6 protein-coding genes and 3 rRNA genes are annotated in these 12553 nt (G+C 43.9%); 6 read left to right on the top strand and 3 right to left on the bottom strand.

Annotation, left to right across the window (positions count from 1 at the left end; genetic code table 11):
* The first annotated feature begins 183 nt into the window (after window positions 1–183).
* The gene (locus ACLLO5_RS17025) at window positions 184–621 is read left to right on the top strand and encodes a DUF29 domain-containing protein (RefSeq protein ID WP_413171680.1); all 438 of its coding nucleotides are present in this window, start codon (window positions 184–186) and stop codon (window positions 619–621) included.
* A 503-nt stretch (window positions 622–1124) separates the two neighbouring features.
* Here ACLLO5_RS17025 and ACLLO5_RS17030 read toward each other — a convergent pair.
* Window positions 1125–2075, bottom strand: a complete 951-nt coding sequence (locus tag ACLLO5_RS17030; RefSeq protein ID WP_413171681.1) for an NAD-dependent epimerase/dehydratase family protein — start codon at window positions 2073–2075, stop codon at window positions 1125–1127.
* A 399-nt stretch (window positions 2076–2474) separates the two neighbouring features.
* Between ACLLO5_RS17030 and purD the strand changes: the two genes are divergently transcribed.
* Both purD and nblS read left to right on the top strand, forming a co-directional pair.
* On the top strand, window positions 2475–3761 hold the full coding sequence (purD, locus tag ACLLO5_RS17035; RefSeq protein ID WP_413171682.1) for a phosphoribosylamine--glycine ligase: 1287 nt from the start codon (window positions 2475–2477) through the stop codon (window positions 3759–3761).
* A gap of 157 nt (window positions 3762–3918) precedes the next feature.
* Window positions 3919–5928 carry a two-component system sensor histidine kinase NblS gene (gene nblS, locus ACLLO5_RS17040; protein WP_413171683.1) on the top strand — a complete coding sequence of 670 codons (2010 nt, stop codon included), beginning with the start codon at window positions 3919–3921 and terminating at the stop codon, window positions 5926–5928.
* Here nblS and ACLLO5_RS17045 read toward each other — a convergent pair.
* The gene (locus ACLLO5_RS17045) at window positions 5917–6288 is read right to left on the bottom strand and encodes a hypothetical protein (RefSeq protein WP_413176118.1); all 372 of its coding nucleotides are present in this window, start codon (window positions 6286–6288) and stop codon (window positions 5917–5919) included. The two genes, nblS and ACLLO5_RS17045, sit on opposite strands and share 12 nt — an antisense overlap.
* 388 nt (window positions 6289–6676) lie before the next feature.
* Between ACLLO5_RS17045 and ACLLO5_RS17050 the strand changes: the two genes are divergently transcribed.
* The 3 genes from ACLLO5_RS17050 to rrf all read left to right on the top strand — a co-directional run bounded on the left by ACLLO5_RS17050 (window position 6677) and on the right by rrf (window position 11458).
* Window positions 6677–8165 (top strand): 16S ribosomal RNA (locus ACLLO5_RS17050).
* A 294-nt stretch (window positions 8166–8459) separates the two neighbouring features.
* Window positions 8460–11285 (top strand): 23S ribosomal RNA (locus ACLLO5_RS17055).
* Window positions 11286–11340: 55 nt separating this feature from the next.
* Window positions 11341–11458: ribosomal RNA gene (gene rrf / locus ACLLO5_RS17060) — 5S ribosomal RNA — on the top strand.
* The 16S, 23S and 5S rRNA genes sit together here, the layout of an rRNA operon.
* Before the next feature lie 98 nt (window positions 11459–11556).
* Here rrf and ACLLO5_RS17065 read toward each other — a convergent pair.
* A complete protein-coding gene (locus tag ACLLO5_RS17065) occupies window positions 11557–12345 on the bottom strand; it encodes an HAD family hydrolase (RefSeq protein ID WP_413176119.1) in 789 nt (262 codons plus the stop codon).
* Between the last annotated feature and the right edge of the window lie 208 nt (window positions 12346–12553).

Consider the following 12553-nt stretch of genomic DNA (forward strand, 5'->3'; position numbering starts at 1 on the left):
TTTTATCTCTTGTAGGGTGCGTCAGACCTGATAACTGAGCATCTAACAGATTTTCTTTATCTGACGCACCTTACCAATGTGCCAGTTGCGTAAGTCCAGGACTTATCATTAAGACAGCAGGTGGAAAAAGAATATGCTTGATCGGAATTTTTGGAAAGAAGAAAGCTAGAGAGGTCAGAAATTATGGCAGTAGCATGGGATGAACTGGTATTTAAATCGCCATACTTAGCAGTGCTGAAAGCAAAACAATTGCTACAAGAGGGAGAAATGACGGAAGCCTACAATATTTTGGAGAGTTTAGCCGAATCAATGGGCAGATCAGAAAAGAGGGCAGTAAGTAGTCAACTAACTCGGCTCATGCTACACATAATCAAATGGAAATGTCAGCCTGAAAAACGTACTGCCAGTTGGGTAATTTCGATTCGTTCTGCACAGCGGGAAATTGCTGATAGTCAAGAGGAGATGCCAAGCCTCAATAGAGATTTTTTAAACTCAATTTGGGATAAGTGTTTTGCTGCCGCAAAACAGGATGCTAGAGACGAAATGGGCAAAAAGCCAGAAATTTTGGCTCTGAGTTGGGATGAAGTTTTTGAAGAAACATATACATTATGGGATGATTAAAATTAAGGCTTCGATGACAAATATCTCACCACAAAACATAACGAAACTAGCGGTAAGGAACTTCTGGGAAATAAATTATCCAATCTTGTGGGATGGGCTTCTGCTAGTTGTCCGGTGGGGAGGTCGGTGATCTCAATATTGGGGTTAAATGGAGTTGGTACTTGGAGGAGTTTGATCCAGAAGTGCGATCGCTAATCTTGTAGGTTGGTTTGAGGAACGTTCACGTAGTGTGCCGGAGGCATAACCCAACATTAACGATATCTAAAAGAACTGAAAACTATCAATTAACTATACAAATATTTCTACATCAACGAACATTTGAAAGAAATGTGAAAGGGGAAAAGGAAGAACAAAGCATCTCTCCCCCAAATTTAGGAACAATCAAAAAAGATTTACAGCAGTTTGCGTAGTTAGGAGGTACAAAATCTAAATTGAAACCTATACACAAAGCCAGTTTTACTTCTGACTCCTGACTCCTGAATTCTGTAGTATGTTGAAATGTCTCAAGTATACAAACTTTTAACCCACTCCCATTCCTTCTGCAAACCCTCCCTCAGAGAAACTTGTGGTTGATAACCCAGAATTTTCCGCGCCTTAGATACATCCGCAGCCGTATGACGCGCATCTCCCATAGCTTTTTCAATATGCTTACGTTTAATAGGCTTACCAACTATTTCCGACATTGTATCCAGAACTTCAGCTAAAACCACCCTACTACCACCACCAATATTAAAAATTTCCCCCACCGCTTCTGGTACATTAGCAGCAGCTAAATTAGCAGCAATAGCATCACTCACAAATGTAAAATCCCGTGTTTGTTGTCCATCACCATACACAGGAATAGCCTCATCCTCTAAAACAGCTTTAAAGAACTTATGAAATGCCATATCTGGTCGTTGTCTAGGACCATAAACAGTAAAATAACGCAATGACACAAAAGGCACACCAAAGTTTTTTTGATATAGTCCACATAGCCTTTCAGCCGCTAACTTTGTAATACCATAAGGTGAAACAGGTTGAGGATGAATTTCTTCATTTGTCGGTAGAGTTTCCGCATCACCATATACACTAGAAGTCGAGGCAAAAACTAATCTTTTCAAATTTTGAGCATCCTTTGCAGCTTCCAACAAAACTTGTGTAGTATTAATATTCCTCTCAGTGTAAGCCCTAAAGCCTTTACCCCAGGAATTTCTCACCCCAGCTTGTGCAGCTTGATGATAAATTACCTCCACATTTTGGCAAATTTTTGGTAACTCTAAAAATTGAATATCCCCCTCAATTAAAGTAAAGTTAGGTGAATTTTCAAAGGTAGCAATATTTTTTCGTTTCAAAACAGGATCATAGTAATCATTAAATTCATCAATGCCAATTACTTCTTCTCCTCGTTGCAATAATGTATCAACCAGATGAGAACCTATAAAACCAGCAGCCCCAGTAACAATAATTTTAGCCATGTTGTTTATTTTCGATATTTTTTTGAATTTTCTTGCAGCCTCATATTCATACAAATTTTTTATGAAGATCCACTTTATTCCTGACTACAGAAACTTTAGAGTTATCGTTTCTACAAGATTTATTTGATGCAACTTCACATAAAATTGGTAGAACTATTAATAAATTAAGCTAAATGGTCATAAATTTTTAAGCACTGATTTTCAATTTACTTAAAAAATATAAAAATTTACAAAATATTTACATTTTTAACAGATTATGATTAATTTTGGTTTGAAAACATTATTTTTCGTTCCCCATTCTCTGTTATGACACTTGATTAGTAGCATAATTAATGAAAAAATTGATCTGCGAGTAGCTTTAGAGCATTCGTGTTTTGCAAGGAACGCACGAGGAAATAAGTGAAGGTTTTAGTTGTCGGTAATGGGGGACGTGAACACGCTCTAGCGTGGAAACTGTTGCAATCGAATAAAATTGAGCAAGTTGTCTGTGTCCCTGGTAATGGAGGTACAGCAACTCTGGAACACTGTCAAAACTTACCCCTAGCGGTAGACGATTTTGAAGGCATAAGTCAATTTGCCTTAAAAAATGAAATTTCTTTGGTAGTAGTTGGTCCAGAAGTGCCTTTGGCCAATGGCATTACAGATTATCTCCAAAACCAAGGACTCATGGTATTTGGGCCAGTTAAAGCAGGAGCGCAAATTGAAGCTAGTAAAGCTTGGGCTAAAGCTTTAATGCAGGAAGCAGGAGTACCCACAGCTACAGCCGCAGTATTTACAGAATCCACCGCAGCAAAATCATATCTCCAAGCACAGGGAGCGCCAATAGTTGTCAAAGCTGATGGCTTGGCCGCCGGAAAGGGTGTGACAGTGGCTCAAACTATTGAACAAGCTGAAACTGCCATTGATGCCATTTTTCAGGGACAATTTGGCAGTGCAGGTAACTTTGTAGTCATTGAAGAATGTTTGCTAGGACAAGAAGTTTCCGTTTTAGCACTCACTGATGGATTAACAATTCGTCCATTACTACCAGCCCAAGATCATAAACAGATTGGAGAAGGAGATACCGGAGAAAATACCGGAGGAATGGGAGCTTATGCCCCAACACCCATTGCTACACCAGAGTTAATGGCGCGTGTGCAAACAGAAGTTTTAGAAAAAACTATTACCGCTTTAAGAAACAGGGGTATTGACTATCGAGGAGTTTTGTATGCTGGATTAATGGTTGCACCCAATGGCGACTTTAAAGTTTTAGAATTTAACTGTCGCTTTGGTGATCCAGAAACCCAGGTAATTTTACCATTGCTGGAGACACCCTTAGAAGAATTAATTTTGGCTTGCATCCACCAGCGTTTAGGAGAAATGCCACCACTTGCTTGGAAAGAAGGTGCTGCGGCTACAGTAGTGGCAGCTTCAGGAGGTTATCCTGGAGATTATGAAAAAGGCAAGAGCATTACTGGAATTCAAGAAGCAGAAGCAGCCGGAGCCATTGTATTTCATGCTGGCACCAAGTTGAACTCGACCCAACAAATCTTGACAGACGGTGGTAGAGTATTGAATATAACTGGAATTGGCGAAAATTTCCAACAGGCGATCGCCCAAGCTTATACTGGCATCACACACATTCAATTTTCAGGCGTATATTACCGTAGAGATATTGGTCATAGAGTCCTAAAAATTGCAACCTGAGTTAGCTTAATTAGTAGTTTTTCTATCTCTCCACCCTCCCATCTTTCCATATTTCCCACTTCTCCCTAACACCTTTACTGAATTAACTGTTAATTTTTAAGTTGTTGGGGTAGAAAACTAAAGAACTACTAACAACTATATTTTAAGTCTATTTAAGATGCTGGCTTTTTTTACAACAATCCGAGATGCCATTACTCATTGGTGGTATGAATTCACCCTCCAAACCAAACTCTTAGCTGTCGCTACCCTGGCCGTTTCCCTAGTAATGAGTGGCCTGACATTTTGGGCAGTCAATACAATTCAGCAAGATGCACGTCTCAATGACACCCGTTTCGGCCGCGACCTGGGATTACTACTTGCTTCTAACGTTGCTCCACTCATCGCAGATCACAATCTTACAGAAGTTGCCCAATTTTCCCAACGTTTCTACAGCAGCACATCCAGCGTACGTTATATGCTTTATGCCGATGAAACAGGAAAAATCTTTTTCGGCATTCCATTCTGGGAACCAGAAGTAGAAAACTCCCTCACCATCAAACGGAAAATCCAACTACCAGAAGATTATCCCAGCGATGATGACCAGCCAATGGTACGCCAACATACAACCCCAGACGGCATAGTCACAGATGTATTTATTCCCTTAATAGTGGATAAAAAATACCTGGGTGTCTTAGCTATTGGCATCAACCCCAACCAAACAGCAGTTATTTCCACCAACTTCACCCGTGATGTCACCATTGCCGTCTTTATCACAATTTGGGTCATGGTGATTTTGGCAGGAGTAATTAACGCATTAACCATTACTAAGCCCATTAAAGAACTATTAGTAGGGGTTAAACAAATTGCCACCGGGAATTTTAAACAGCGCATTGACCTACCACTAGGAGGGGAACTAGGAGAACTAATTTTCAGCTTCAATGAAATGGCAGAGCGCCTAGAACGTTATGAAGAACAAAATATAGAGGAACTGACAGCCGAAAAAGCCAAGTTAGAAACCTTGGTTTCCACCATTGCTGATGGTGCAGTATTAATTGATAATAATATGCAGATAATTTTAGTCAACCCCACAGCCAGAAGGATTTTCTCTTGGGAAGGAGTTGATGTCGTCGGCAAAAATGTACTTCATAACTTACCACAAAGCGTACAAATAGAAATTACCCGCACTTTATACGAAATGGCAGCAGGTGAATGTGAAAGTGCTGAATTCCGTATCCCCCTCCAGCAACCCACCAAACGCACCATCCGCATTCTCTTAACTACAGTTCTCAACCTGCAACGGGAAAGTATTAAAGGTATTGCCATTACAGTTCAAGATATCACCCGTGAAGTAGAACTGAATGAAGCTAAAAGTCAATTTATCAGCAATATATCTCACGAACTACGTACACCATTATTTAACATCAAAACTTATATTGAAACCCTACATGACTACGGAGAAGACTTAGGTGTAGAAGAACGCCAAGAATTTCTAGAAACTGTCAATCATGAAACCGACAGACTTACCCGCCTAGTTAATGATGTTTTAGACTTATCAAAACTTGAATCTGGGCGCACTTATAATTTTGACGGAGTTGATTTAGCACAAGCATTAGAACAGACACTGCGTACTTACCAACTCAATGCCAAAGACAAAGGACTGGAACTAGTTCAGGAAGTCGCCCCCAACTTACCTTTAGTTATAGGTAATTACGACTTATTACTACAAGTCTTTGGTAATTTAATCGGTAATGCACTAAAATTCACCAAAGCCGGCGGTAAAGTGGCAATTCGAGCCTACCAGCTAAATCCTCAACCCAATGTTTCCTTATCTTCTCCTGACACAGACTCAGTGCAAACAGAAAAATACGCCCAGACAACACTGCACGAACACAATCATCGTTCAAAAGTGCGGATTGAAATCAGTGACACAGGAATTGGGATTGCCCCAGAAGACCAACAAGCAATCTTTGACCGCTTTTTCCGAGTAGAAAATCGAGTTCACACCCTTGAAGGCACAGGCTTAGGTCTGTCCATTGTGAGAAACATTATGGAAAGACATCATAGTCAGGTTAATTTAGTCAGTGAAGTTGGTGTCGGTACTACTTTTTGGTTTGACTTAGACGTATTTGAAGAAAAAACACCCCCCACACAGATAGAAACTGCCAATGCTTATTCTTTAGGAACTTGACACAGCAATAAGCAAGCATACAAATAAGACGAATAGTATTAACAGCCAAGCCTGATAGCGTTTAAACCAAGTTTTAACGGTTACACCAAAGCTTCTAAGACTATTCTGCCGTTGCTTTTCTAATTTAATCTCTTCTAAATTCTGGTAAAGCGTACAGTCTTGAGCATAGGGACGCTTAGGGAAATTACAACTATCATCCCAATTATAGATGCACCCTTCACACAGATACTCCTTACCAATAGCTCGGTGTAAGGGAATTCCAGGATGACCATGGGCTTTTAGAGTTAGCCGACAATGAGGACAGGTAATTGCCTGACTATCAACTAGTTGATAACAACGAGAACAGGATACAGTAGCCAAAACTTGAGGAATCATCTGTAAGTAAATGTCTTGATTCTAGCCATTGATGCAAAAAAAGGATGCCACAAAGACAGGCAAGATAGATTTACTCATATTTATCAGAAGCCTAAACCTATATTTCATCAGGCTTTTAGCCATTAAACGCGTCAGCCGTGCAACTCAAGAAAAAAAGTTTAAAAAAAAGCTTGACAAAAAAGAGAAAGAGTTGCTATATTAATTGAGGTGAAGGGCAAGCGCCCCAACTACTGAACCGCGAAAAGATAATACTTTGAAAGAATAGAGACGACCATTCCTCGTCAAAAATATTTGAGAATCGAAGACCCTGGAAAGAGAAGTAGAGGGTTGAGAGGATCGAAAAAAAATAATAGAGCTAAAAAACAAACTTAACAAAACGGAGAGTTTGATCCTGGCTCAGGATGAACGCTGGCGGTATGCTTAACACATGCAAGTCGAACGGAATCTTTAGGGATTTAGTGGCGGACGGGTGAGTAACGCGTGAGAATTTGGCTTCAGGTCGGGGACAACCACTGGAAACGGTGGCTAATACCGGATATGCCGGAAGGTGAAAGGCTTGCTGCCTGAAGATAAGCTCGCGTCTGATTAGCTAGTTGGTGGGGTAAGAGCCTACCAAGGCGACGATCAGTAGCTGGTCTGAGAGGATGATCAGCCACACTGGGACTGAGACACGGCCCAGACTCCTACGGGAGGCAGCAGTGGGGAATTTTCCGCAATGGGCGAAAGCCTGACGGAGCAATACCGCGTGAGGGAGGAAGGCTCTTGGGTCGTAAACCTCTTTTCTCAGGGAAGAAAAAAATGACGGTACCTGAGGAATAAGCATCGGCTAACTCCGTGCCAGCAGCCGCGGTAATACGGAGGATGCAAGCGTTATCCGGAATGATTGGGCGTAAAGGGTCCGCAGGTGGTACTGTAAGTCTGCTGTTAAAGAGCAAGGCTCAACCTTGTAAAAGCGGTGGAAACTACAGAACTAGAGTGCGTTCGGGGCAGAAGGAATTCCTGGTGTAGCGGTGAAATGCGTAGATATCAGGAAGAACACCGGTGGCGAAAGCGTTCTGCTAGGCCGCAACTGACACTGAGGGACGAAAGCTAGGGGAGCGAATGGGATTAGATACCCCAGTAGTCCTAGCCGTAAACGATGGATACTAGGCGTGGCTTGTATCGACCCGAGCCGTGCCGGAGCTAACGCGTTAAGTATCCCGCCTGGGGAGTACGCACGCAAGTGTGAAACTCAAAGGAATTGACGGGGGCCCGCACAAGCGGTGGAGTATGTGGTTTAATTCGATGCAACGCGAAGAACCTTACCAAGACTTGACATGTCGCGAATTTCGGTGAAAGCTGAAAGTGCCTTCGGGAGCGCGAACACAGGTGGTGCATGGCTGTCGTCAGCTCGTGTCGTGAGATGTTGGGTTAAGTCCCGCAACGAGCGCAACCCTCGTTTTTAGTTGCCAGCATTAAGTTGGGCACTCTAGAGAGACTGCCGGTGACAAACCGGAGGAAGGTGAGGATGACGTCAAGTCAGCATGCCCCTTACGTTTTGGGCTACACACGTACTACAATGCTACGGACAAAGGGCAGCAAGCTAGCGATAGCAAGCAAATCTCATAAACCGTAGCTCAGTTCAGATCGAAGGCTGCAACTCGCCTTCGTGAAGGAGGAATCGCTAGTAATTGCAGGTCAGCATACTGCAGTGAATTCGTTCCCGGGCCTTGTACACACCGCCCGTCACACCATGGAAGTTGGTCACGCCCGAAGTCATTACCCCAACCGAAAGGAGGGGGATGCCTAAGGTAGGACTGGTGACTGGGGTGAAGTCGTAACAAGGTAGCCGTACCGGAAGGTGTGGCTGGATCACCTCCTTTTTAGGGAGACCTAATCCATTTAGAAATCGAACACATTCTGTCATTAGATTCTGAATTGGTCTATCCTAGGTCGGTCGAGAATTGGTTGAAAACTTTCAAAGTATTATCTTGGTTTGGTTCATAACCTAAGAATAAAAAAGTGGAAAAATTCAGCAACTGTAGTCAGAGAGAGTACAGACTGCTGGATTAGAGTCCAGTCAGAACCTTGAAAACTGCATAGTAACGCGAAAAAAAGCAGGCAGACACAGACATTCGAGAGGATGAAAGTGAAAGCAAGTCGAACCAAAGAAAAGTGGTCAAGCTAATAAGGGCTAATGGTGGATACCTAGGCACACAGAGGCGAAGAAGGACGTGGTTACCGACGAAATGCTCCGGGGAGTTGGAAGCAAACTATGAGCCGGAGATGTCCGAATGGGGCAACCCCAAGTACAGCCTGTTGAATATATAGACAGGTATGAGCCAACCCAGCGAATTGAAACATCTTAGTAGCTGGAGGAAGAGAAATCAAACTAGAGATTCCCTAAGTAGTGGTGAGCGAAAGGGGAAGAGCCTAAACCAATTGGTTTACTGATTGGGGTAGTGGGACAGCAATAACGAATCTAGAGACTAGACGAAGCAGCTAAATACTGCACCAGAGGGGGTGAAAGTCCTGTAGTCGAAAGTTAAAGGATAGGAGCTGAATCCCGAGTAGCATGGGGCACGAGGAATCCCATGTGAATCAGCGAGGACCACCTCGTAAGGCTAAATACTACTGTGTGACCGATAGTGAACAAGTACCGCGAGGGAAAGGTGAAAAGAACCCCGGAAGGGGAGTGAAATAGAACATGAAACCATTAGCTTACAAGCAGTGGGAGTCCGATTAAACGGATGACCGCGTGCCTGTTGAAGAATGAGCCGGCGACTTATAGGCACTGGTAGGTTAAAGCGAGAATGCTGGAGCCAAAGGGAAACCGAGTCTGAAGAGGGCGATAATCAGTGTTTATAGACCCGAACCCTGGTGATCTAACCATGGTCAGGATGAAGCTTGGGTAACACCAAGTGGAGGTCCGAACCGACCGATGTTGAAAAATCGGCGGATGAACTGTGGTTAGGGGTGAAATGCCAATCGAACCAGGAGCTAGCTGGTTCTCCCCGAAATGTGTTTAGGCGCAGCGGTAATGATTAAATCTGGGGGGTAAAGCACTGTTTCGGTGCGGGCTGGGAGACCGGTACCAAATCGAGGCAAACTCAGAATACCCAGAGAACACATTGCCAGTGAGACAGTGGGGGATAAGCTTCATTGTCAAGAGGGAAACAGCCCAGACCACCAGCTAAGGTCCCCAAATCATCACTAAGTGATAAAGGAGGTGAGATTGCACAGACAACTAGGAGGTTTGCCTAGAAGCAGCCACCCTTGAAAGAGTGCGTAATAGCTCACTAGTCAAGCGATCTTGCGCCGAAAATGAACGGGGCTAAGTGATGTACCGAAGCTGTGGACTTAGATTAATCTAAGTGGTAGGGGAGCGTTCCGTGGTAGGGAGAAGCAGTAGCGGCAAGCAGCTGTGGACGAAACGGAAGTGAGAATGTCGGCTTGAGTAGCGCAAATGTATGTGAGAATCATACACCCCGAAACCCTAAGGGTTCCAGAGCCAGGTTCGTCCACTCTGGGTTAGTCGGGTCCTAAGGCGAGGCCGAACGGCGTAGTCGATGGACACAGGGTCAATAATCCCTGACTATTATGTGGGAGCATGACTAGGGACGCATGAAAGATAGCCATACCCTGATTGGTTTGGGAGACCGTTACGACGGTCGAGTGGTGAAGGATAGTGCCAAGAAAAGCTAGTTATGCGATGAAAGCATAGTACCCGTACCCGAAACCGACACAGGTAGGGAGGTTGAGTATACCAAGGGGCGCGAGATAACTCTCTCTAAGGAACTCGGCAAAATGGCCCCGTAACTTCGGAAGAAGGGGTGCCCACCTTAGACGTGGGTCGCAGTGAAGAGATCCAGGCGACTGTTTACCAAAAACACAGGTCTCCGCAAACTCGTAAGAGGACGTATGGGGGCTGACGCCTGCCCAGTGCCGGAAGGTTAAGGAAGTCGGTCAGCGTAAGTGAAGCTGGCGACCGAAGCCCCGGTGAACGGCGGCCGTAACTATAACGGTCCTAAGGTAGCGAAATTCCTTGTCGGGTAAGTTCCGACCCGCACGAAAGGCGTAACGATCTGGATGGTGTCTCAGAGAGAGACTCGGCGAAATAGGAATGTCTGTGAAGATACGGACTGCCTGCACCTGGACAGAAAGACCCTATGAAGCTTTACTGTAGCCTGGAATTGTGTTCGGGCTTCGCTTGCGCAGGATAGGTGGGAAGCGATGAAGTATTCCTTGTGGGGAATATGGAGCTAACGGTGAGATACCACTCTGGCGAAGCTAGAATTCTAACTCATCTCCGTCAGCCGGAGAGAGGACAGTTTCAGGTGGGCAGTTTGACTGGGGCGGTCGCCTCCTAAAAAGTAACGGAGGCGCGCAAAGGTTCCCTCAGCACGCTTGGAAACCGTGCGGCGAGTGTAAAGGCATAAAGGGAGCTTGACTGCAAGACCGACAAGTCGAGCAGGTACGAAAGTAGGCCTTAGTGATCCGACGGCGCAGAGTGGAATGGCCGTCGCTCAACGGATAAAAGTTACTCTAGGGATAACAGGCTGATCTCCCCCAAGAGTCCACATCGACGGGGAGGTTTGGCACCTCGATGTCGGCTCATCGCAACCTGGGGCGGAAGTACGTCCCAAGGGTTGGGCTGTTCGCCCATTAAAGCGGTACGTGAGCTGGGTTCAGAACGTCGTGAGACAGTTCGGTCCATATCCGGTGCAGGCGTAAGAGCATTGAGAGGAGCCTTCCTTAGTACGAGAGGACCGGGAAGGACGCACCGCTGGTGTACCAGTTATCGTACCAACGGTAAACGCTGGGTAGCCAAGTGCGGAGCGGATAACCGCTGAAAGCATCTAAGTGGGAAGCCCACCTCAAGATGAGTGCTCTCACTACATAAGTAGGTAAGGTCACGGGCAGAACACCCGTTCTTAGGCGGTAGGTGGAAGTGCAGTAATGTATGCAGCCGAGCCGTGCTAATAGACCGAGGGCTTGACCTCTTTTCTTTTTTCGCGTTACTTGCAGTCTTCAGGGTTTTGTTACCCAACAATTTTTCCTGGTGTTGATTGCGCGGTGGAACCACACTGATCCCTTCCCGAACTCAGAGGTGAAACGCTGCTGCGGCGACGATAGTCTGGGGGTAGCCCCACGCCAAAATAGCTCTATGCCAGGTCTATTACTTCTACAAATGCCTCCTCCTACAACATGAAGGGGGCTTTGTTTTTGGTACTCCTGTTTATCTAAAATTTTCTCATCTATAAAATAGAGCTATCAAATCCACTTAGAAAAATCATGTGCAAAATGAGAAAGTGATATTAGCTTAATGCGTGGGTCATTATTTCCTGTTTGCCTTTCTGCTTGGGTATTATAACCCCAATCTGCTAGAAAAAGTTGCACATGATTTAAGTCTGACTGCTTTTGAATCAACTGTAATGTTTTGAGTCTATCTTCTACAAACCACACACTTACAGAACTATGTTCAGATTTCTCAATTAATTGTCGCAGAGTTTCATATTTTGGACGTTTCACTTCTTTGCCAAAAATTGCTGTTGTTGGTAAGTTAACTCCTTGTTTTTGTAACAGTTGGTGGACAAAACGTCCTTCTTTAGTAGTAATAATATATAGTTCAACTTCACTGGTAACTGTCATTTTTAGTTTTTCTATCACACCAGGATAGAATTTATGTAAATTTAGCCAACTATCTAAATCTGCGTTAATCCACTCATCTCGCAAAGTGTCGAGTTTTTGAGCCACTTCTTTTGCATCTAGGTTATCTGCTGTCAAAATTTGTGAAGTGATTGTTGTCCAGTCTTGCAGGATTTTTTCATCAGAGAAACCATCAATTAAAGCTTTAATTAAAACTGGCATTTCCCAACCAGTTTCTATTACGGGACGTAAGCGATAAAACCTCAAAGCTAAATCATCTGGTGGTGTGTCGATAGCAGGTGACAACCAAATTTGACAGTAAGTACGCCATGCTACTTCAAAGTATTCAATTAATCCATCGCAAATCACTCCATCAAAATCCAAAGCCAAAATTGTGGGATTATTTGTTGTCATTGTTTTGATCATGAAAATTGTTGGTTTTTAGTTTACCTGATGTGGAATTTATTTTTTGTATCAGTGTGGGAACAGAATGAGAAAATTATATCAACAAAAATATTCATAAAGCCATGAAAGCCTTAATAAACAATTAGCTGATGCTTAGAAGGTAGTTGTTTAATAAAAATATGCTTTAGTTAATTTTAAGTCTTCTTGCCGTGAAGAG

This window comes from Anabaena azotica SJ-1 (assembly GCF_047275885.1).
GTDB lineage: Bacteria > Cyanobacteriota > Cyanobacteriia > Cyanobacteriales > Nostocaceae > Trichormus_B > Trichormus_B azotica_A.